The organism is Streptomyces sp. NRRL F-6676, assembly GCF_000725625.1.
Taxonomy (GTDB): domain Bacteria; phylum Actinomycetota; class Actinomycetes; order Streptomycetales; family Streptomycetaceae; genus Streptomyces.
This window is the reverse complement of record NZ_JOHS01000019.1, coordinates 22,668-43,434: the sequence shown is the minus strand read 5'-3', so window position 1 is coordinate 43,434 and position 20,767 is coordinate 22,668. Positions and strand designations below refer to the sequence as shown.

Genomic DNA, 20,767 nt, shown 5'->3' with positions numbered 1-20,767 from the left:
GAACGAGGTGAATCCTCTGCACGGCCCAACGCGGGCCGTATTACTGCGTCGTTGTACGTTGCCGCCGGCGGGCCGGACTAGCTCACCATGCGGCGGGTGGCGTCCTCGAGCCGGTCCGCGATCGACCCGTTGATGACCTCGTCACCGACCTGCACCCGGATCCCGCCGACGACTTCGGGGTCGACGTCGAGGTTGAGGTGCATCGGGCGGCCGTAGAGCTTCGCGAGGGCGGCGCCCAGGCGCTGCTTCTGCGGGTCGCTCAACGGCACCGCCGAGGTGACGACCGCGACCATCCGGTCCCGCCGCTCGGCGGCGAGCCTGGACAGGGACTCCAGTCCCGACTCCAGGCTACGTCCCCGGGGCGCGGTGACGAGTCGCGTCACCAGGCGCTCGGTGACGGGCTTGGCCCGGCCGCCGAGCAGACGGTGCAGCAGCTCGCTCTTGGCCGACGCCGCGGCGGCGCCGTCGGTGAGCGCGGACCGCAGCCCGGTGCTGGAGGCGACGATCCGGGCGAACCGGAACAGCTCGTCCTCCACCTCGTCCAGCGTGCCGTTCTTCTGCGCGGCGGTGAGGTCGGCGATGTCCGCCAGCTCCTCCAGCACGTCCACCAGGTCGCGCGAGCGGGACCAGCGGGAGCGCACCGTGCCGGACACGAGGTCGAGCGCCGTGCCGCCGACCTGGCCGCCCAGCAGCCGCTGGGCCAGCTGGGCCTTGGCCTCGGCGGGCTGCGCCGGGTCGGTGAGGACCCGGCGCAGGCCGACCTCGCGGTCGAGCAGCGCGGTGACGGCGGCCAGCTCGTCGGCGAGCGCGCCGGGGTCGGCGGCCGTCGAGTCGGTCAGCGCGTCGAGGCGCTCGCGTGCGGCGGCCAGCGCCTCACGGCTCGCTCCGTGTGCGGTCATCGAGCCGCCTCGGCCTTCGACGGGGCGTCGGCCTTGTCCTCGAGCTCGTCGAGGAAGCGGTCGATCACGCGGCTCTGCCGGGCGTGGTCCTCCAGGGACTCGCCCACGAGCTTGCCGGCGAGGTCGGTGGCCAGCCGGCCGACGTCCTGCCGCAGCGTGTGCGCGGCGGCCTTGCGGTCCGCCTCGATCTGCGCGTGACCGGCGGCGATGATCTCCTCACGCTGCCGCTGGCCTTCCGCGCGCATCTCGGCGATGAGCGCGGCACCCTGCTCCTGCGCCTCCTGGCGGAGCCGCGCGGCCTCGTGCCGGGCCTCGGCGAGCTGGGCCTTGTACTGCTCGAGGACGCTCTGGGCCTCGGTCTGCGCGGCCTCGGCCTTCTCGATACCGCCCTCGATGGCTTCCCGTCGCTCTTCCAGAACCTTGTTGATGTTCGGGAGGAGCTTCTTGAACAGGAAGCCGAAGACGATGACGAAGGCGATCAGGCCGATGACGAGCTCGGGGATCGGCGGGACGAGGGGGTTCTCCGTCTCCGCCGCGAGCTGAACCAGGGGGCTCACATCAGTGCCTTTCGTCTAGTCGGCTGGGCTGAATCAGCAGGTCACTTGCCGAAGACGAACGGCATGACCAGACCGATCAGCGCCAGGGCCTCACAGAAGGCGAAGCCGAGGATCTGGTTGGCGCGGATCAGACCGGCGGCCTCGGGCTGACGGGCCAGGGCCTGGGTGCCGTTGCCGAAGATGATGCCGATACCGACACCGGGACCAATGGCAGCGAGGCCGTAACCGATGGAGCCGAGCGAGCCGGAAACAGCGGCAAGGGTCTGGGACATGCCAGTTCTTCCTTTTCTTTGCGGACCGGTGGGGGTTGGCCACCGGACGATAGGGGGTGGGAGCCGGGGTGCTCAGTGGTGCTCGGCGAGCGCACCCTGGACGTAGCTACAGGCCAGGAGGACGAAGACGTACGCCTGGACGGCCTGGATGAAGAGCTCGAACAGCGTCATCACCAGGACCATGACGAACGAGACGCCGGCGTAGGCGATCCCGATGCCGTTCAGCAAGTACCAGCTGGCGATGGTGAAGAGCAGCAGCAGGGTGTGGCCCGCGAACATGTTCGCGAAGAGCCGCACGGCGTGCGTGAACGGCCGGATGAACAGGTTCGAGAAGAACTCGATGGTCATCGACAGCGGCAGCACGGGGCCGATGGAGGGGTCGTAACCCGTGACGTTCTTGAAGAAGCCGACGAATCCCTGCCGCTTGAAGGTCAGGATGACCCACGTCAGCCAGACGATCACCGCGAGCACCAGCGGGTACGAGATGATCGCCGTCACCGGGAAGGCCGCGAGCGGGACGATGGACCAGAGGTTCATCATCCAGACGCAGAAGAACAGCGAGACCATGAAGGGCACGTACTTCTCGCCCTCACGCTTGCCGATCGTCTCGTAGACGATGCCGCGGCGGACGAAGTCGTAGCCGGCCTCGGCGATCATCTGGAGCTTGCCCGGCACGACCTTCGGCCGGGCGAAGGCGGCCCAGAAGAACCCGACGATGACCAACGAGCCGAGCAGCGCGAGCAGCATCGTCTTGTTGAAGTACAAGTTGCTGTCCCCGTCGCCCCACAGGGGCTCGAACAGGAACGAGTGCAGGCCCGGAGCGGGGAAGCCACAGCCGTCGAAGATGTGGCAGTCGGTCTCGAAGGCGAGCACCTGCGTCGGGTCAGCACTCACCGCGGGCTCCTTCAGCGTGGCGCATGGGTAGGGCAACCTCGTTGTGTCGGCGCGGCGAGCGGCCGCGGGTCGGCACTGGACTGGTGTTACGGATGTGGGGGCGGCTGAGGGGCATTGAGCCTCGCGATTGAGCAGGCGTCAGCTCTGGTGCCCGCGCCCGCGATGCCGCAGTTGGCACCGGACGATAGCAGGATCTCCTGGTCGGCTTTATCTCGGCCCTATCCCTCACGGCCTCGACCCTGTGGTCGTGGGCCGGTCGCTCCGCTCCGAGTCGGGTTCGACGTAGAAGATCTTGGCCTTCATGTGCGCCCGGGCCTGGGCCACCATCCACACGAGGGTGGCCACGACGAGCCCCGCGGCGAAGGCCCTGGGGTTGAACAGAGTGGTGTCCTTGAACAGCCCCATGAAGATGACCAGCAACAGGAGTTGGGCGACGTACAGCATCAGCCCCATGGCCTGGAACAGGTGCGGAAGCGATTTTGCCGTCCACTGGAGGACGTACAGACCGATTCCCATGAAGAGGATGGCGAGCACCGCGCCGACCGCGGCGCCGAGGGCGCCCTTGCCGCCGGCGACCCCGGCACTGACCGCGACGGCGATCGCGCCGGCAGCCGCTGTGGGCACAGCGGTCTGCAACAGGTTCCGGACGTCATTGGACGGCATGGCGGCTACTCCGCATTGCTGGTGGGGGCAGGTGTCGTCATGGACGAGCGTAGTCCCGGGGCGAGGCCGAACCTCTCGGTCGAGAGGCCGACGAGAGGCCGTCGATTGACGTCTCTCGGCTCTGTCCTGGGTTCTCGTGAACCGTATCACAAACTATTTGATGAGGTCTTTACCTGGTTGGTGTGCCAGGTGTCACACATGAGGGTGAACCTGCGCGTCTGCGCGAATACGGGGCCCACTTGTCTGGTATTGCCCCGCTTCGCACCCCCACGTCTTGGCAACGCGTTAGTCAGATTCTTACCTTGAGACCTTCACGAGGAGGTCTGGCGGGGGTGGCGCGAACGGTCACCGCCGGCCCCGGATCCCCAGCGCGCTGGCCCCATGTGCCCCGGCGGCGACGGGCGTACGCGGCTCCCTGTCCGTCCCGGTCCCGGGCTCGGTCGTGCCGTCCGTCTCCTCGGGGCACTCGGCGGCGGCCAGGTACCTGCGCCGCCGGTAGCGGGGCGGCACGATCCGCTGGGCCCACCTGGGAGCGCGCGGCCGGAACCGCGGCAGCAACAGCAGCACCAGCCCCACCGCGCTCAGCGCGACGATCCCCAGCACGATCCACATCGACGCCGAGTTGACCGAGTACGCCAGCGCCCCGAACGCGATCAGCGCCGACCAGAAGTACATGATCAGCACCGCCCTACTGTGCGAGTGCCCGATCTCCAGGAGCCGGTGGTGCAGATGACCCCGGTCCGCCGCGAACGGCGACTGGCCCCGCCATGTGCGGCGCACGATCGCCAGCACCAGGTCGGCCGCCGGCACCGCGATGATCGTGAGCGGCAGCAGCAGCGGGATGTAGACGGGCACCGTCTGGTGCACGGTGTTGCGCTCCGAACCGGAGAAGAGGTTCATCGCGTCCGGGTCGATCTGCCCGGTGATGGAGATGGCCCCCGCCGCCAGCACGAGACCGATCAGCATGGACCCCGAGTCGCCCATGAAGATCCGCGCGGGATGCATGTTGTGCGGCAGGAAGCCCAGGCACATGCCCATCAGGATGGCCGCGAACAGGGTCGCCGGGGCCGCCGCCTCCAGCCCGTAGCCGTACCAGATGCGGTACGCGTACATGAAGAACGCGGCGGAGGCGATGCACACCATGCCGGCGGCGAGACCGTCGAGGCCGTCGACGAAGTTGACCGCGTTGATGGTGATGACGACGAGCGCGACCGTGAGCAGCGTGCCCTGCCACTGGGTGAGCGCGAACAGGCCGACGCCCGGGATGGGCAGCCACAGGATGGTCAGACCCTGGACCACCATCACACCGGCGGCGATCATCTGGCCGCCGAGCTTGATCAGCGCGTCGATCTCGAACTTGTCGTCGAGGACGCCGATCAGCCAGATCAGCGCGGCTCCGGAGAGCAGGGCGCGCGGTTCGTTGGAGTTGGAGAAGACCGCGTTGAGGTTGGTCAGATGGTCCGCGACCAGCAGCCCGGCGCACAGTCCGAAGAACATCGCGATGCCGCCGAGGCGGGGGGTGGGTTCTCGGTGCACGTCCCGGGCGCGGATCTCCGGCATGGCTCCGGCCACGATCGCGAACTTCCGTACCGGTCCTGTCAGCAGATACGTCACCGCGGCCGTGATGCAGAGCGTCAGGAGGTATTCACGCACGGGCTTCCCCACAGGTCTCGCTGGCCATCCTCAGCCCCACACCCTAGCTGTGTCGTGCATATGGGTGAGGACTTACGGGTAGCGACGATGGTTGCACGTGTGGCTGTGCACGGGCCGCGCCTACCCGGTTCCCACTGGATTACGGGGCCCGTTGCGGTGGATACGGCGGATATCTCCCGGTGAGCCCGACGACGGCGTCGCGCACGCGCTGGATCTCGCCGTCCTCTCCGACCTGGCCGGATCTCTTCAGTACGGCACCGAGCAGCCGCCCGATCCTTCCCATTTCGGCCTCCCCCATCCCCTGCGTGGTCACCGCGGCGGTGCCGAGCCGCAGGCCGCGGGCATCGCCGTACGGCAGGGCGCAGGTGTCCAGGACGAGGCCGGCGGCGGCGAGCCGGCCGCGGGCGGTGCGGGCGTCGACGCCGAGCGGGGCGGGGTCGACGGTGAGGAGGTGGGTGTCGGTGCCGCCGGTGGTGACCGAGAGCCCCTCGGCGGCCAGGGCGGCGGCGAGCGCGCGGGCGTTGACGACGACCTGGTGGGCGTAGGCGGCGAAGGCGGGGGTCGCCGCCTCGCCGAACGCGACGGCCTTCGCGGCGACGGCGTTCATCTGGGCGCCGGCCTGGGTGAAGGGGAAGACGGCGCGGTCGACGCGCTCAGCGAGGTCCGCGCCGCAGAGGATCATGCCGCCGCGGGGGCCGCGCAGCACCTTGTGGGTGGTGGCGCAGACGACGTCGGCGTACGGCACGGGGCTCGGTGCCGCTCCCCCGGCGACGAGGCCGATGGGGTGGGCGGCGTCGGCGATGAGGTGGGCGCCCACCTCGTCGGCGACGGCGCGGAAGGCGGCGTAGTCGAGGTGGCGGGGGTAGGAGATCGAACCGCAGACGATCGCCTTGGGGCGGTGGGCCCGGGCGAGGGCGCGGACCTGGGCGTAGTCGATGAGGCCGCTGTCGGCGTCGACGCCGTAGCCGACGAAGTCGAACCAGCGGCCGGAGAAGTTGGCGGGCGAGCCGTGGGTGAGGTGACCGCCGAAGGGGAGGCCCATGGCGAGGACGGTGTCGCCGGGGCGCAGGAGCGCCGCGTAGGCGGCGAGGACGGCGGAGGACCCGGAGTGCGGCTGCACATTGGCGTGCTCGGCGCCGAAGAGGGTTTTCGCCCGGTCGACGGCGAGGCGTTCGGCGGCGTCGACGATCTCGCAGCCGCCGTGGTGGCGGGCGGCGGGGTAGCCCTCGGCGTACTTGTTGGCGAGGGGCGAGCCGAGGGCTTCCAGCACGGCGGGAGAGGTGAAGTTCTCGGCGGCGACGAGCTGGAGGCCGGTGGACTGCCGGGTGAGCTCGCCGAGCAGGATGTCGGCGACCTGGGGGTCCTGGTGGCGAAGGGCGTGTGCGGGGGGTGCGACCGTCATGGGGTACTCCGGAAGCGACGGTGACGTGCTCCCACGGTAAGCCCGGGACCGGGGTGCCGCCTCCGGGCGCCCTGCCGCGGGGGCGCCCGCAGGGGCGCGCTCCCGCGCGTGCCCGGCGGCTCACGCGCGGGCGGGAACTCCGGTCAGGGCGGTGACGACCGGGTCCAGTGCCTCGTTTATCTCTTCGCCGATGGACCGGAAGAACGGCAGCGGCGCCCCGTACGGGTCGTACACCTCGTCCGCCTCCGCCGTCGGCGCCAGCAGCCAGCCGCGGAGCGCCGCCGCCGCACGGACCAGCGCGCGGGCGCGGCCCACCACCCCGTCCTCGAGCGGCGGCAGCGTCGCCATGTCGATCGCGTTGACCAGCCGCGTGAACTCCTTCAGCGTGAACGTCCGCAGCCCCGCCGAGTGCCCCATGGAGATCACCTGCGCCCGGTGGTCGCGGGTCGCGGTCAGCACCAGGTCGGCCTCGATGACGTGCTCGTCGAGCAGCTCCCGCCCCACGAAACCGGACGCGTCCGCGCCGAAGTCGGCCAGCACGGTCTCCGCGTTGGTCTCCATGGGCGCCCCCTCGTGCCCCCAGGTGCCCGCGCTCTCCACGACGAGCCCGCCCCACAGCGGATCGCCGAGCCGGTCGGCCAGGGCGTGCCGGGTGAGCCGCTCGGTGATCGGCGAGCGGCACACGTTGCCGGTGCTGACGTGGAGGATGCGGAAGGTGTCGCGGGGAGCGCCGTACGCCGGGCCGCCCCACCCGTCCCCGTTGCCTATGCCACGCATGGGGGTCCCCCCTGCTCGAGCGCGGCCGAGAGCCCGGGGGATTCAGGGGCCGTCAATTCGCCACCTCGAGGTCGGGTACGACCTTGCGCAGATCCTCCGGGGAGAGGGCGCCCTGGCGCAGCAGTACCGGGACCTTGCCGGTGACGTCGACGATGGAGGACGGCACGTTGCCGGGGGTGGGGCCGCCGTCGAGGTACACGGAGACGGAGTCGCCGAGCATCTCCTGCGCGGCGTCGCAGTCCTCCGGCGCCGGGTGGCCGGTGAGGTTGGCGGAGGAGACGGCCATGGGGCCGACCTCGGTGAGCAGCTCGATGGCGACGGGGTGCAGCGGCATGCGCACGGCGACCGTGCCGCGGGTCTCGCCGAGGTCCCACTGCAAGGACGGCTGGTGCTTGGCGACGAGGGTGAGCGCGCCCGGCCAGAACGCGTCGACGAGCTCCCAGGCCATCTCGGAGAAGTCGGTGACGAGCCCGTGCAGGGTGTTCGGGGAGCCGATGAGGACAGGCGAGGGCATGTTGCGGCCGCGCCCCTTGGCCTCGAGCAGATCGCCGACGGCCTCCGCGGAGAAGGCGTCGGCGCCGATGCCGTAGACGGTGTCGGTCGGAAGCACCACGAGCTCGCCCCTGCGCACGGCGGAGGCCGCCTCGCGCAGCCCGGTCGCGCGGTCGGTGGCGTCGTTGGTGTCGTATCGCCGTGCCATCTAGGGGGCCTCCTCGTACGCGTACTGCATCGTTGTCGTCAGGGGCGCGAGCCGGTTCACGGCAGCGCCTTGCGGGCGGTCGCGAACCGCGGCCGGTTGTTGAGGTCGGGGTGGTCGGCCGCGTCGGCCCAGCCCTTCTCCTCGGCGAAGATCCACGGCACCTGGCCGCCCTGCGTGTCGGCGTGCTCGACGACGACGACCCCGCCGGGCCGCAGCAGCCGGTGCGCGGTGCGTTCCAGGCCCCGGATGAGGTCGAGGCCGTCCTCGCCGGAGAACAGGGCGAGGTCGGGGTCGTGGTCGCGGGCCTCGGGGGCGACGTACTCCCACTCGGTGAGCGGGATGTACGGCGGGTTGGAGACGACGAGGTCGACCTGTCCGTCGAGGTCGGGGAAGGCGGTCAGGGCATTGCCCTGGCGCAGCTCGACCCGTGACCCCTCCATGTTCTTGCGGGCCCACTCGTGGGCGTCCTCGCTCAGCTCCACGGCGTACACGCGCGAGCGCGGAACCTCCTGGGCCAGGGCGAGCGCGATGGCGCCGGAGCCGGTGCACAGGTCGACGATGCACGGCTCGACGACGTCCATGGCCCGTACCGCGTCTATCGCCCAGCCGACGACGGACTCGGTCTCCGGGCGGGGCACGAAGACGCCGGGGCCTACCTGGAGCTCCAGATAGCGGAAGAAGGCGCGTCCGGTGATGTGCTGAAGCGGCTCGCGGGCCTCGCGGCGGGCGACGACCTCCCAGTACCGGGCGTCGAAGTCGGCGTCCTTGACGGTGTGCAGCTGCCCCCGCTTGACGCCGTGCACGAACGCGGCGAGCTCCTCGGCGTCGGTGCGCGGCGAGGGCACGCCGGCGTCGGCGAGCCGCTGGGTGGCCTGGGCCACCTCGGCGAGCAGCACGCTGCGGGGGCTGGGGGTCCGCCCCCCGGGATTAGGCTGCACCGCTCGTCCTCCGGTCACTGTGTTCGTACGTCCCTGCCCTGCGGCCCGCCCTACGCGGCGGCGAGCTTGGCCGCCGAGTCCGCGTCGACGCAGGCCTGGATGACCGCGCCGAGCTCGCCGTCCAGGACCTGGTCCAGGTTGTACGCCTTGAACCCGACCCGGTGGTCCGAGATGCGGTTCTCCGGGAAGTTGTACGTACGGATCTTCTCGGAGCGGTCGACGGTGCGGACCTGGCTGCGGCGGGCGTCCGCGGCCTCCTTCTCCGCCTCCTCCTGGGCCGCCGCGAGGAGCCTGGAGCGCAGGATACGCAGCGCCTGCTCCTTGTTCTGGAGCTGGCTCTTCTCGTTCTGGCAGGAGGCGACGACACCGGTCGGAATGTGCGTGATACGGACCGCGGAGTCGGTGGTGTTGACCGACTGCCCGCCGGGCCCGGAGGACCGGTAGACGTCGATCCGGAGGTCGTTCGGGTTGATCTCGACGTCGACCTCCTCCGCCTCGGGCGTGACGAGCACCCCGGCGGCGGAGGTGTGGATACGGCCCTGCGACTCGGTCGCCGGGACGCGCTGCACGCGGTGCACGCCGCCCTCGTACTTCAGCCGCGCCCACACGCCCTGCCCGGGCTCGGTGGCGCCCTGGCCGCCCTTGGTCTTCACCGCGACCTGGACGTCCTTGTAGCCGCCGAGCTCGGACTCGGTGGCGTCGATGATCTCGGTCTTCCAGCCGACGCGCTCTGCGTAGCGCAGATACATGCGCAGCAGGTCCCCGGCGAACAGGGCGGACTCGTCGCCGCCGGCACCGGCCTTGATCTCGAGGATGACGTCCTTGTCGTCGTTGGGGTCGCGCGGGACGAGCAGCAGCCGCAGCTTCTCGGTCAGCTCCTCGCGCTGCTGCTCCAGCTCCTTGACCTCGGCGGCGAAGTCCGGGTCGTCGGCGGCGAGCTCGCGGGCGGTGCCGATGTCGTCGCCGACCCGCTTCCAGGACCGGTAGGTGGCGACGATCGGGGTCAGCTCGGCGTAACGCTTGTTGAGCCTGCGCGCGTTGGCCTGGTCGGCGTGCACGGCAGGGTCGGCGAGCTTCGTCTCCAGGTCGGCGTGCTCACCGACGAGTTCCTCGACCGCCTCGAACATCTCCGGCTCCCATGTGAAATGACGAACAGTGGCTGCACCGCAAAGCGCCGGCCCCGGCGCCCCCGCCATGACGGCGGGGGCCCGGGGACCGGCGCTGTGGGCTCGCTACTTCTTGGCAGCGGCAGCCTTGCCGAAGCGGGCCTCGAAGCGGGCCACGCGGCCACCGGTGTCGAGGATCTTCTGCTTGCCCGTGTAGAACGGGTGGCACTCGGAGCAGACCTCGGCGCGGATGGCGCCGGACTGGATGGTGCTGCGAGTGGTGAACGACGCGCCACAGGTGCAGCTGACCTGCGTCTCGACGTACTCGGGGTGGATGTCGCGCTTCAAGGTGTCTCCTAGGTTCGGGAGGGCGCCGGGTCGCAGCCGCGGGATGCGGAGCGTGAACCGGAGCCGACGTGCCAGTCTGCCAGCAACTGGCCGCATCCCCCAAAACGGGGGGTTGCGGCCAGTTATTCCGGCGACCGGGGGTGGGGGTTCGGGTGCGTTGCCGGGTGCGGGTGGGTTCGTGGTTGCTCGCGCGCTCAGGACCCCGTCACGACCCCCTTCGCCTCGCCGGAGGCGGTCCCCTCCGTCGCGGCGGAGGGGATCGCCTTGTCCCCCTTCAGCGCCGTCCAGACCTGCGCGGCCTTGGCCTCGTCCACGAGCACCCGGTTCCCGTTCGCCGGGTCGTAGCGGACCGGCATGGTCACCATGTGCATCCGGTCCGCACTGATCCCCTTCAGCCCCCCGGCGAAGGACACCAGGTCCTTCACGGACCCCAGGTCGGAGTCGGTGGTCACCGCCTTCGTCGCCGTGTCCGCGAGGTCGTACAGCTTCTTCGGACTCGTCAGCACCCCGATCTGCTTCACCTGGGTGACCAGCGCCTTCATGAACGCCTGCTGCAACTGGATCCGCCCGAGATCGGACCCGTCGCCCACACCGTGCCGCGTCCGGACGAGCCCGAGCGCCTGCTCGCCGTCGAGCCGGTGCGTGCCGGCGGCGAGGTCGAGGTGGCTGTCGGGGTCGTCGATGGCCTTGGTCGTCGTCACCTCGACCCCGCCGAGCTCGTCGATGAGCTTCTGGAAGCCCGCGAAGTCGACCTCCAGGAAGTGGTCCATCCGGATGCCGGTCATCGTCTCGACGGTCTTGACGGCGCAGGCGGCGCCCCCGGTCGAGTACGCGGAGTTGAACATCACGCCGGACGCGGCGGGACGGTCGCCGCCGTCGGCGCCGGTACACGCGGGGCGGTCGACGAGCGTGTCGCGCGGGATGGAGACGACGCTCGCCTTCTTGTGGCCCTCGTACACGTGCACGATCATCGCCGTGTCGGAGCGTGCCGTGCCGTCGTCGCTGCCGCCGCCCAGCTTCTTGTTGCTGCCGGAGCGGGTGTCGGAGCCCAGGACGAGGATGTCCTCGGAGCCGTTGTCGACGTTGGAGGGCCGGTGCCCGCCCAGCGCCTGGTTGAGGTCGACGCTGCGGATGTTGCCGTTGAGCTTGAGGTACAGATAGCCGACGCCGGTGCCGCCGAGGACGAGGATGCCGAAGGCGACCCAGGACGTGACGCGCAGGGCCTTGCGCCGCGCGCTGAGCGGCTTGCGGCGGCGGCCTCTGTTCCCGCCCCGTCGGGAGCCCCCGGGGCCTCTGGGGCCCGTGGGACCGGTGTCCGGGGTCACGGCGTCCGGTGTGGTGTCGGCGGGCATGTGCTCCTCGGTTCGCGTCGGGTCGTCCCCCCATGGTCACTCCGTTCGGGGAGACGGCGATAGCCGACATAGGGTTGCACACCCCGTTGTGCCCCCTGTGTTCGATTTGTCACCGCGCGAACGGCGACGGCTCGCGGGGGCCCGGACACGCAGGAGGGGCGTACGGCCCACCGGCCGTACGCCCCTCCTGGTCGTGCCTGCGCTCAGTCGCCGTTGCCCGGCGCCGGCGTCGTCTTCTGGATCTGCATCAGGAACTCGGCGTTCGACTTCGTCTGCTTCATCTTGTCGAGGAGCAGTTCGATCGCCTGCTGCGAGTCGAGCGCGTGCAGCACCCGGCGCAGCTTCCAGGTGATGGCCAGCTCGTCGCTGCCGAGCAGGATCTCCTCCTTGCGGGTGCCGGACGCGTCGACGTCCACCGCGGGGAAGATGCGCTTGTCGGCGAGCTTCCGGTCGAGCTTGAGCTCCATGTTGCCGGTGCCCTTGAACTCCTCGAAGATCACCTCGTCCATGCGGGACCCGGTGTCCACCAGGGCGGTGGCGAGGATGGTCAGCGAACCGCCGTCCTCGATGTTGCGGGCCGCACCGAAGAAGCGCTTCGGCGGGTACAGGGCCGTGGAGTCGACACCGCCGGAGAGGATGCGGCCGGAGGCCGGGGCGGCGAGGTTGTACGCGCGGCCCAGACGGGTGATCGAGTCGAGCAGCACGACGACGTCGTGGCCCAGCTCCACCAGGCGCTTGGCGCGCTCGATGGCGAGCTCGGCGACCGTGGTGTGGTCCTCGGCCGGACGGTCGAAGGTCGAGGAGATGACCTCGCCCTTGACCGACCGCTGCATGTCGGTGACCTCTTCCGGACGCTCGTCGACCAGGACGACCATCAGGTGGCACTCGGGGTTGTTGTGCGTGATCGCGTTGGCGACCGCCTGCATGATCATGGTCTTGCCGGTCTTCGGCGGGGCCACGATCAGACCGCGCTGGCCCTTGCCGATGGGCGAGACCAGGTCGATGATCCGGGTCGTCAGCACACCGGGGTCCGTCTCCAGACGGAGCCGGTCCTGCGGGTAGAGCGGGGTGAGCTTGTTGAACTCCGGGCGGCCGCGGCCGTGTTCGGGCGCCATGCCGTTGACGGAGTCCAGGCGGACCAGCGCGTTGAACTTCTCGCGGCGCTCGCCGTCCTTGGGCTGGCGGACCGCGCCGGTGACGTGGTCGCCCTTGCGCAGGCCGTTCTTGCGGACCTGGGCGAGGGAGACGTAGACGTCGTTCGGGCCGGGCAGGTAGCCGGAGGTGCGGATGAACGCGTAGTTGTCGAGGATGTCCAGGATGCCCGCGACGGGGATCAGGACGTCGTCCTCGTTGATCTGCGGCTCCTGCACGTCGTCGCGTCCGCGCCGGCCCCTGCGGTCGCGGTACCGGCCGCGACGGCCGCGGCGGCCGGTCCCGTCGTCGTCGTAGCCGTCGTCCTGCGGGCCGCCGCCACCGCGCTGCTGGTTGTTCTGCTGGCCGCGCTGCTGGTTGTTCTGGTCGTCGCCCTTGTTGCGGCGGTCCCGGTCACCGCGGTCGCCGCGGTCCCTGTCACCGCGGTCACCGCGGTCGCGGTCCCGGTCGCCGCGGTCACGGTCGCGGCCGCGCTCGCGGCGGCTCTGCCGGCCCTGACGGCCGTCGCCGCCCTGGTCGCCGTCGCCGCCCTGGCCCTGGCCCTGGTTCTGCTGGCCCTGGTTCTGCTGCGGGGCGGGGGCCTCGGCCTTGGGCTCGGTGCGGGCCTCGGCGGCGGCCGTCTCGGGGCTGCCGGCCTCGGCGGTCGCGCGGCGCCGGCGGCGCTCGGCGGGGGCCTCGCCACCCGCCGGCTGGCCGGGGATGTCGATCTGCTGCTGGGAGGCGGCCTGCTCGGCGGACTGCTCGGCCTTCTTGGCGGCGGACCCGGTCTCGTCACCGGTACGCGTACGGGAGGTGGCCCGGCGCTTCGGCTTGGTCTCGCCCGCGGCGTCCGCGACGGCGGGCGCGGCGGCCTTGGCGGGGGCTCCCCCGGCGGCCTGCGCCTCCTTGATGACCTCGATCAGCTGGCTCTTGCGCATCCGCGCGGTGCCCCTGATACCGAGGCCCGAGGCGACCTGCTGCAACTCGGCCAGCACCATGCCCTCGAGGCCGGTGCCACGGCGCCGCCGGGAGCCGGCACCGGTGGCAGGCGCGGAGGCGTCCGTGGCGGGCGCGGCAGCGGTGTCCTCGACACGTGCGCCCATCAGATCGGTGGTGTCGCTCACGAAGGGTCCTTCCCTGGAGCGGACGTCGGCCTGTCTGGCTCGGCGACCGGTTGTGCTGTCCGGCTTCGGTCCGATGCTGTCGGATCGTGCCGGGGCGGTGGTCCGCCAACGCGGCGGAGGAGATTGCTGGTGATGGCGTTTGCCTGAGCGGTGGCACGTGGTGTCGGTGTCACGCGGCCGGCGCACGCCGGTTCCGGAGCGTGCCCGGCAAACAGCTCAGCGCTGCCGTACGGCGTACTGCCCGCATACGTCGTACGGAACACGGTGCGGCTTGGGAGGCTCCCGGAAGAATGTCTGTCCCGGACGGGGACACGAAGCACCTCGCCATGGCGGGGTCGGGTGCAGACTTGAGGTTAACACTACCGGATCCAACAAACATTCCCCCTCTCGAAATCCGGCAACCGGACGCTGTGGGTGGTTATCGCCCGGCACCGGCCTCGGCGCCGGCCTCCGCACCGGGGGCGGCGAGCGGCAGCACGCTCGCCCCGGTGCCGTCGAGTTCCAGCCGGTTGGCGGCCCAGCCTGGGCCCGCCAGATCGGCGACCTTGTCGGCGCTCGCCGGGTCGGCGAGGGCCAGGACGGTGGGTCCGGCGCCGGAGATGACCGCCGGGACGCCGTCCCCGCGCAGCCGCTCCACCAGCGCGGCGCTCTCCGGCATGGCCGGGGCGCGGTACTCCTGGTGGAGGCGGTCCTCGGTGGCGGGCAGCAGCAGTTCGGGACGCCGGGTCAGGGCCTCGACGAGCAGGGCGGCGCGGCCCGCGTTGGCGGCGGCGTCGACGTGCGGGACGGTGCGCGGGAGCAGTCCGCGCGCGGTCTCGGTCAGTACCGGTTTCCCGGGTACGAAAACCACTGGAACGATGGAATCGGCGGGCTCGGTCCTGATGGCCCGGGCGGCGCCGGCGTCCATCCAGGAGAGCGTGAAACCGCCGAGCAGACAGGCGGCGACGTTGTCGGGGTGGCCCTCGATCTCGGTGGCCAGCTCGAGCAGCGCGGTGTCGTCGAGCCTGGCCTCACCGCCTATGGTGACCGCCCGCGCGGCGACGATGCCGGCGCAGATGGCGGCGGAGGAGGAGCCGAGGCCGCGGCCGTGCGGGATGCGGTTGGCGCACACGATCTCCAGGCCGCGGGGCTGCCCGCCCAGCACGTCGAAGGCGGTGCGCAGGGCGCGGACGAGGAGATGGCTCTCGTCGCGGGGCAGGGTCTCGCTGCCCTCGCCCGCGATGTCGATGTGCAGCCCTGAGTCGGCCACCCGGACGACCACGTCGTCGTAGAGCCCCAGCGCGAGGCCGAGGGCGTCGAAGCCCGGGCCGAGGTTGGCACTGGTGGCGGGGACGCGCACCCGGACGGCGGCGGCGCGGAACGCTGGACCGGCCATCGCTCGATGACTCTCCTTGAACTGCGGGACTGTCGAATGGCGTTCGACGCGGGGGAGGCGCGCGACCGGCATCCGAATTCGGGACCTGTGCTGCGGGATGTCTGCTGCGGATGTGGAGGTTTCGGTACGTACGGGCGATACGTACGGGGACCCATCGGCCGCGTACGGCCGCGGAGCGACCCGGCAGGCGCCTGGCGGGCACCGGAACCGGCCGCGTGGGGTCGCGCGAAGGGCGCGACACCGCGGCATATGCGGCGGGCGGGTTCGGTACAGCCTATCGAAGGTGGGTTCAGTGGCGACATAGGGCGCACGGGAGGCGCACGATGCGTGTCGCCTCCCCCGCCGTGCACCCCCGCACCGTCGCGAACGCGGCGGCAGGGGGTGCGGGCGGTCCCGCCGTACGACTCCCCGTTACGCGAGCCCGAGCCGCTCCGCCGCCGTCGCCGCGTCGACCGGCACGGTGACCGGCTGCGGCGCTCCGGCGACCGCCCAGTCCGGGTCCTTGAGCCCGTTCCCGGTCACCGTGCAGACGATCCGCTGCCCCGGGTCGACCTTGCCCTGCTCGGCCGCCTTCAGCAGACCGGCGACCGAGGCGGCCGAGGCCGGCTCCACGAACACACCCTCCTGCGCCGCCAGCAGCCGGTAGGCGCGCAGGATCTCACGGTCCGTCACCTCGTCGATGGCGCCGCCCGATTCGTCCCGCGCGGCCAGCGCGAACTGCCAGGACGCCGGGTTGCCGATGCGGATGGCGGTGGCGATCGTCGACGGGTCCTTGACGACCTCGCCGCGCACGATCGGCGCCGAACCGGAGGCTTGGAAGCCCCACATGCGGGGCGTGCGGGAGGCCACGCCGTCGGCGGCGTACTCGGTGTAGCCCTTCCAGTAGGCCGTGATGTTGCCCGCGTTGCCGACCGGCAGGACGTGGACGTCCGGGGCGTCGCCCAGCATGTCCACGATCTCGAACGCGGCGGTCTTCTGACCCTCGATCCGTACCGGGTTGACCGAATTGACCAGCGCCACCGGGTAGTTGTCGGAGAGCGAGCGCGCGAGCGTGAGGCAGTCGTCGAAGTTGCCGTCGACCTGGAGGATCTTGGCGCCGTGGATCAGCGCCTGGCCCATCTTGCCGAGCGCGATCTTGCCCTGCGGCACGAGCACCGCGGAGACCATTCCGGCGCGTACGGCGTAGGCGGCGGCGGAGGCAGAGGTGTTGCCCGTGGAGGCACAGATGACTGCCTTGGCACCCTCCTCCTTGGCTCGCGTGATGGCCATCGTCATGCCGCGGTCCTTGAAGGAACCGGTCGGGTTGGCGCCCTCCACCTTGAGGTGGACCTCGCAGCCCGTGCGCTCGGAGAGCACCTGCGCGGGTACGAGCGGCGTGCCGCCCTCGCGGAGCGTGACGACCTCGGTGGTGTCGGAGACCGGCAGCCGGTCCCGGTACTCCTCGATGATTCCGCGCCACTGGTGGGTCATTGCTGGTTACTCTCCTTCAACCCGCATGATGCTGGCGACGCCCCGCACGGTGTCGAGGCTGCGCAGCGCCTCGACGACACCGGTGAGGGCGGCGTCGGACGCGCGATGGGTGACGACGACGAGGGAGGCCTCGCCGTCCCCGTCCGGCCGGCTCTGCTGGCGGACGGTGTCGATCGAGACGCCGTGCTCGGCGAACACGGTGGCCACCTGGGCGAGGACGCCCGGTTTGTCGGCGACGTCCAGGCTGATGTGGTACCGCGTGACCACCTCGCCCATCGGCGAGACCGGCAGCCGGGTGTACGCGGACTCGCCGGGCCCGGTGGTGCCGTGCAGCCGGTTGCGGCAGACGGCGACGAGGTCGCCGAGGACCGCCGAGGCGGTGGGCGCGCCGCCCGCGCCGGGGCCGTAGAACATCAGCTGCCCGGCGGCCTCGGACTCGACGAAGACGGCGTTGTAGGCGCCGCGCACGGAGGCCAGCGGATGGCTGAGCGGGATCATCGCGGGGTGCACGCGCGCGGTGACCGAGCCGCCGTCGGCCGCGCGCTCGCAGATGGCGAGCAGCTTGATGGTGCAGCCCATCTCCTTGGCGGAGGCGAAGTCGGCGGCGGTGACCTCGGTCATGCCCTCGCGGTAGACGTCGTCCAGGCGCACGCGGGTGTGGAAGGCGATCCCGGCGAGGATGGCGGCCTTGGCAGCGGCGTCGAAGCCCTCGACGTCGGCGGTCGGGTCGGCCTCGGCGTACCCGAGCGCGGTGGCCTCGTCGAGGGCCTCCTGGTAGCCGGCGCCCGTGGAGTCCATCTTGTCGAGGATGAAGTTGGTGGTGCCGTTGACGATGCCGAGGACCCGGTCGACCTTGTCGCCGGCGAGGGACTCGCGCAGCGGCCGGATCAGCGGGATGGCACCGGCGACGGCGGCCTCGTAGTAGAGGTCCCGGCCGTGCTCGGTGGCGGCGGCGTGCAGCGCGGCGCCGTCCTGGGCGAGGAGCGCCTTGTTGGCCGAGACGACGGAGGCGCCGTGCTCGAAGGCGGTGGTGATGAGGGTGCGGGCGGGCTCGATCCCCCCGATGACCTCCACCACGACGTCGATGTCGCCGCGTTTGACGAGGGCGGTGGCGTCGGTGGTGACCAGGGCGGGGTCGATGCCCTCGCGGACCTTGGCGGGCCGGCGTACGGCCACTCCGGCGAGTTCGAGGGGGGCGCCGATCCGGGCGGCGAGGTCCTCCGCGTGCGTCGTCATGATGCGCGCCACCTCTGAGCCGACGACCCCGCAGCCCAGCAGCGCCACTTTCAGCGGACGCGTACGCATCATCCGACCTCGTTTCCTCATACCGTCTAGGTTCGACCAGTCTCACGCACCGGACCGGAATTCCTGCCCTTGGTCCGGATTGTGAGACATGCATTTCATTGTCGCGGCGGCGGAAGGCGGGAGATCTTCCGCCGCCGTGGAGCGGTTGACGAGGGGTTCAGCCGACGTCGAGCCGCAGCAGGTCCTCCTCGCTCTCCCGGCGCACGATGACCCGCGCCTCGCCGTCGCGCACGGCGACGACCGGCGGCCGCAGCGCGTGGTTGTAGTTGCTGGCCATGGAGCGGCAGTAGGCGCCGGTGGCGGGGACGGCGATGAGGTCGCCGGGCGCGAGGTCGGCCGGCAGGAACGCGTCCTTGACCACGATGTCGCCGCTCTCGCAGTGCTTGCCGACGACGCGGACGAGCATCGGCTCGGCGTCGCTCGTACGGGAGGCGAGGGCGACGCTGTACTCGGCGTCGTACAGCGCGGTACGGATGTTGTCGGACATGCCGCCGTCGACGGAGACGTACGTCCGCAGTCCTTCCAGCGGCTTGACGGTGCCGACCTCGTACAGCGTGAAGGTGGTGGGGCCGACGATGGCGCGGCCCGGCTCGACGGAGATGCGCGGCGTGCGCAGCCGGGCGGACTCGCACTCGCGAGTGACGATCTCGGTGAGCGCCTTGGCGATCTCGTGCGGCTCGCGGGGGTCGTCCTCGCTGGTGTAGGCGATGCCGAGGCCGCCCCCGAGGTCGATCTCGGGGAGTTCCACCCCGTGCTCGTCACGGATGTCCTTGAGCAGCCCCACCACCCGGTGGGCGGCGACCTCGAACCCGGACATGTCGAAGATCTGCGACCCGATGTGGGAGTGGATGCCGATGACGTCCAGCGAGTCGAGCTGCAACGCCCGCCGCACGGCCTCGGCGGCCTGCCCGTCGGCCAGCGGGATGCCGAACTTCTGGTCCTCGTGGGCGGTGGCGATGAACTCGTGGGTGTGCGCCTCGACCCCCACGGTCACCCGGATCTGCACCCGCTGCCGCTTGTCCAGCTCACGGGCGATGTGGGCGACGCGCACGATCTCCTGGAAGGAGTCGAGCACGATCCGCCCGACCCCGGCCTCGACGGCCCGGCGGATCTCGGCCGGGGTCTTGTTGTTGCCGTGGAAGGCGATGCGGTCCGGGGAGAGCCCCGCGGAGAGGGCGGTGGCGAGCTCGCCTCCCGAGCACACGTCGAGGTTGAGCCCCTCCTCGTCCAGCCAGCGCACGACGGCGCGGGAGAGGAAGGCCTTGCCGGCGTAGAACACGTCGGCGTCGTGCCCGAAGGCGGTGCGCCAGGCGCGCGCCCGGGCGCGGAAGTCGGCCTCGTCGAGGACGTACGCCGGCGTCCCGACCTGCGCGGCGAGCGCGTTGACGTCGACCCCGCCGACGGTCACGACACCGTCCGCGTTCCGGGCGACGGTCTGGGCCCACACCTTGGGGTCGAGGGCGTTGGGGTCGGCGGGCGGAGCTGCGCTTGCTACGGAGCGCCCTTCGGGAAGGACGTCGGCGTGCCGGGGCCCGGCGGGATGTGCGGAACGACTCATGGGTTTCTCTCCAGCTTCTGAGCCTCTGACCTCAGAGGTGGACGGGTGCGCTGATGCCGAGCAGGGACAGGCCGCCGGCCAGCACCGTCCCGGCGGCTTCGGCGAGGGCGAGCCGGGCGCGGTGGGCGGCCGAGGGTTTCTCGTCGCCGAGGGGCAGCACGGTGTGCTGGACGGCGAGGAAGGCGTCGGCGGTGGTGACGAGGTGCCGGGCGAGCCGGTCGGGCGCGCGGTGGTGCGCGGCGCGCGAGAGGGCGTGCGGGTACTCGGCGAGCGCGTGCAGCAGGGGCTGGGCGCCGGGTACGTCCACGGCCCCGGGCTCGGGCGTGAGGTGGAGCCGGGCCGCACCGCGCGCGAGGGCGCACGCCCGGGCGTGCGCGTAGCGCACCCGGAACAGCGGGTTGCTCTCGCGCTGCACGAGGTGGTCGGCGGTGATCCGGGGCCGGTCGTGCGCGGCGGGATGCAGCAGCGCCCAGCGGGAGGCGTCCCCGCCGAGCGGCGCGGGGTCCTCACCGGCGGGCACGGGCCGCAGCGTGACGGGCTTCCCGTGCGCGACCTCGGCACGCCCGCCCTGGCTGGCGATGATCCGCACGAGCGAGTCGGCGACGACTTCGGCGCGGATGTCGTAGGGGATGCGGAGCGCGACGGGCTCGCCGGCGAGCTCGTCGGAGAACCCGTACCGACTTCCCTCTTGGTCGATCTGCCGCACAAGAGCGGAGGCGGCGAGCTCCCCGTCGAGCCGGATGTTGAGAAACCCGGGCCCACTGACGACGACGTCGGCGACGCCGTCGGCGTCGCGGAGCCGCGGCCGCAGGATGTCGGCGACCTGGCGCGGCGACCGCCCGGCATCCCGGGCGAGCTGGAGGGCGATGTTGGTGGCGTAGTCCCCGGAGCCTCCGGGCCCCGGCGGCGTGACAACGGCACGCACGGGAACGGCCACGCTCAGCTCCCCGTCATCGACAGCGGACCGCACCGCGCGCAGCACGGTACGGGAGAACTCGACGGGGGTCACGAGACAAGGGTAGGGGAGGAGGGGGGTGGGAAGGCGAGCGGATAAGGGCGGGGTATCGGGATGTGGACGGGGCTGGGGTTTTCGGGATGTGGACGGGGGCCGGGTTATCGGGGTGCGGACGGGGCCGGGTTATCGGGGTGCGGACGGGGGCGGGGTTATCGGGGTGCGGACGGGGCTGGGGTTTTCGGGATGTGGACGGGGCCGGGGTTTTCGGGATGTGGACGGGGCCGGGGT

Annotated in this window: 19 protein-coding genes; all 19 read right to left on the bottom strand. The window is 71.4% G+C overall.

The genetic code is table 11. From position 1 onward, the window contains the following. Positions 1-77 precede the first annotated feature (77 nt). Entirely contained in the window at positions 78-899 is an 822-nt protein-coding gene (locus IO29_RS15155; protein WP_030380028.1) for a F0F1 ATP synthase subunit delta, read from the bottom strand. Then, positions 896-1,456: a F0F1 ATP synthase subunit B gene (locus IO29_RS15150; protein ID WP_030380029.1), complete on the bottom strand. Its 561-nt coding sequence runs from the start codon at positions 1,454-1,456 to the stop codon at positions 896-898. The genes IO29_RS15155 and IO29_RS15150 overlap by 4 nt, the downstream gene beginning before the upstream one ends. Before the next feature lie 41 nt (positions 1,457-1,497). Beyond that, the gene (atpE, locus tag IO29_RS15145; RefSeq protein WP_006142454.1) at positions 1,498-1,728 is read right to left on the bottom strand and encodes an ATP synthase F0 subunit C; all 231 of its coding nucleotides are present in this window, start codon (positions 1,726-1,728) and stop codon (positions 1,498-1,500) included. A gap of 72 nt (positions 1,729-1,800) precedes the next feature. Continuing rightward, positions 1,801-2,622: a F0F1 ATP synthase subunit A gene (gene atpB / locus IO29_RS15140; RefSeq protein WP_030380030.1), complete on the bottom strand. Its 822-nt coding sequence runs from the start codon at positions 2,620-2,622 to the stop codon at positions 1,801-1,803. A 225-nt stretch (positions 2,623-2,847) separates the two neighbouring features. Beyond that, positions 2,848-3,285: a Cg1360 family ATP-synthase-associated protein gene (locus tag IO29_RS15135; RefSeq protein WP_030380031.1), complete on the bottom strand. Its 438-nt coding sequence runs from the start codon at positions 3,283-3,285 to the stop codon at positions 2,848-2,850. Between the two features lie 345 nt (positions 3,286-3,630). After that, positions 3,631-4,938, bottom strand: coding sequence for an MraY family glycosyltransferase (locus IO29_RS15130; protein ID WP_030380032.1), 1,308 nt, complete (start codon positions 4,936-4,938; stop codon positions 3,631-3,633). 139 nt (positions 4,939-5,077) lie between these two features. Beyond that, positions 5,078-6,340, bottom strand: coding sequence for a serine hydroxymethyltransferase (gene glyA, locus IO29_RS15125; RefSeq protein ID WP_030380033.1), 1,263 nt, complete (start codon positions 6,338-6,340; stop codon positions 5,078-5,080). Between the two features lie 120 nt (positions 6,341-6,460). Then, the gene (locus IO29_RS15120; RefSeq protein ID WP_030380034.1) at positions 6,461-7,117 is read right to left on the bottom strand and encodes an arsenate reductase/protein-tyrosine-phosphatase family protein; all 657 of its coding nucleotides are present in this window, start codon (positions 7,115-7,117) and stop codon (positions 6,461-6,463) included. Positions 7,118-7,169: 52 nt separating this feature from the next. Then, positions 7,170-7,817 (bottom strand): L-threonylcarbamoyladenylate synthase, encoded by a 648-nt coding sequence (locus IO29_RS15115; RefSeq protein WP_030380035.1) that lies wholly within the window; start codon positions 7,815-7,817, stop codon positions 7,170-7,172. 56 nt (positions 7,818-7,873) lie between these two features. Continuing rightward, positions 7,874-8,713, bottom strand: a complete 840-nt coding sequence (gene prmC, locus IO29_RS15110; protein WP_030380036.1) for a peptide chain release factor N(5)-glutamine methyltransferase — start codon at positions 8,711-8,713, stop codon at positions 7,874-7,876. A 92-nt stretch (positions 8,714-8,805) separates the two neighbouring features. Further along, positions 8,806-9,882, bottom strand: coding sequence for a peptide chain release factor 1 (gene prfA / locus IO29_RS15105; RefSeq protein WP_030380037.1), 1,077 nt, complete (start codon positions 9,880-9,882; stop codon positions 8,806-8,808). Positions 9,883-9,987: 105 nt separating this feature from the next. Then, on the bottom strand, positions 9,988-10,209 hold the full coding sequence (gene rpmE, locus IO29_RS15100; RefSeq protein ID WP_030380038.1) for a 50S ribosomal protein L31: 222 nt from the start codon (positions 10,207-10,209) through the stop codon (positions 9,988-9,990). A gap of 194 nt (positions 10,210-10,403) precedes the next feature. Beyond that, positions 10,404-11,561, bottom strand: coding sequence for an LCP family protein (locus tag IO29_RS15095; protein WP_030380039.1), 1,158 nt, complete (start codon positions 11,559-11,561; stop codon positions 10,404-10,406). A 203-nt stretch (positions 11,562-11,764) separates the two neighbouring features. After that, positions 11,765-13,816 (bottom strand): transcription termination factor Rho, encoded by a 2,052-nt coding sequence (gene rho, locus IO29_RS15090; RefSeq protein WP_030380040.1) that lies wholly within the window; start codon positions 13,814-13,816, stop codon positions 11,765-11,767. A 418-nt stretch (positions 13,817-14,234) separates the two neighbouring features. Further along, complete coding sequence (thrB, locus tag IO29_RS15085; protein ID WP_030380041.1) at positions 14,235-15,191, bottom strand: homoserine kinase; 957 nt, start codon at positions 15,189-15,191, stop codon at positions 14,235-14,237. A 411-nt stretch (positions 15,192-15,602) separates the two neighbouring features. Next, complete coding sequence (thrC, locus tag IO29_RS15080; RefSeq protein WP_030380042.1) at positions 15,603-16,661, bottom strand: threonine synthase; 1,059 nt, start codon at positions 16,659-16,661, stop codon at positions 15,603-15,605. Between the two features lie 6 nt (positions 16,662-16,667). Next, complete coding sequence (locus IO29_RS15075; protein ID WP_030380043.1) at positions 16,668-17,969, bottom strand: homoserine dehydrogenase; 1,302 nt, start codon at positions 17,967-17,969, stop codon at positions 16,668-16,670. Between the two features lie 154 nt (positions 17,970-18,123). Beyond that, positions 18,124-19,524 carry a diaminopimelate decarboxylase gene (gene lysA, locus IO29_RS15070; RefSeq protein ID WP_030380044.1) on the bottom strand — a complete coding sequence of 467 codons (1,401 nt, stop codon included), beginning with the start codon at positions 19,522-19,524 and terminating at the stop codon, positions 18,124-18,126. Between the two features lie 31 nt (positions 19,525-19,555). Continuing rightward, on the bottom strand, positions 19,556-20,533 hold the full coding sequence (gene nrtL / locus IO29_RS15065; RefSeq protein WP_030380045.1) for an ArgS-related anticodon-binding protein NrtL: 978 nt from the start codon (positions 20,531-20,533) through the stop codon (positions 19,556-19,558). Between the last annotated feature and the right edge of the window lie 234 nt (positions 20,534-20,767).

What these genes read in the sequence shown, in the direction of transcription:
- IO29_RS15115 (WP_030380035.1), bottom strand. Translation starts at nt 7,817, where the DNA reads ATGGCACGGCGATACGACACCAACGACGCCACCGACCGCGCGACCGGG.
- thrC (WP_030380042.1), bottom strand. Translation starts at nt 16,661, where the DNA reads ATGACCCACCAGTGGCGCGGAATCATCGAGGAGTACCGGGACCGGCTG.
- IO29_RS15095 (WP_030380039.1), bottom strand. Translation starts at nt 11,561, where the DNA reads ATGCCCGCCGACACCACACCGGACGCCGTGACCCCGGACACCGGTCCC.
- glyA (WP_030380033.1), bottom strand. Translation starts at nt 6,340, where the DNA reads ATGACGGTCGCACCCCCCGCACACGCCCTTCGCCACCAGGACCCCCAG.
- IO29_RS15135 (WP_030380031.1), bottom strand. Translation starts at nt 3,285, where the DNA reads ATGCCGTCCAATGACGTCCGGAACCTGTTGCAGACCGCTGTGCCCACA.
- IO29_RS15120 (WP_030380034.1), bottom strand. Translation starts at nt 7,117, where the DNA reads ATGCGTGGCATAGGCAACGGGGACGGGTGGGGCGGCCCGGCGTACGGC.
- thrB (WP_030380041.1), bottom strand. Translation starts at nt 15,191, where the DNA reads ATGGCCGGTCCAGCGTTCCGCGCCGCCGCCGTCCGGGTGCGCGTCCCC.
- atpE (WP_006142454.1), bottom strand. Translation starts at nt 1,728, where the DNA reads ATGTCCCAGACCCTTGCCGCTGTTTCCGGCTCGCTCGGCTCCATCGGT.
- lysA (WP_030380044.1), bottom strand. Translation starts at nt 19,524, where the DNA reads ATGAGTCGTTCCGCACATCCCGCCGGGCCCCGGCACGCCGACGTCCTT.
- prfA (WP_030380037.1), bottom strand. Translation starts at nt 9,882, where the DNA reads ATGTTCGAGGCGGTCGAGGAACTCGTCGGTGAGCACGCCGACCTGGAG.
- IO29_RS15075 (WP_030380043.1), bottom strand. Translation starts at nt 17,969, where the DNA reads ATGATGCGTACGCGTCCGCTGAAAGTGGCGCTGCTGGGCTGCGGGGTC.
- IO29_RS15155 (WP_030380028.1), bottom strand. Translation starts at nt 899, where the DNA reads ATGACCGCACACGGAGCGAGCCGTGAGGCGCTGGCCGCCGCACGCGAG.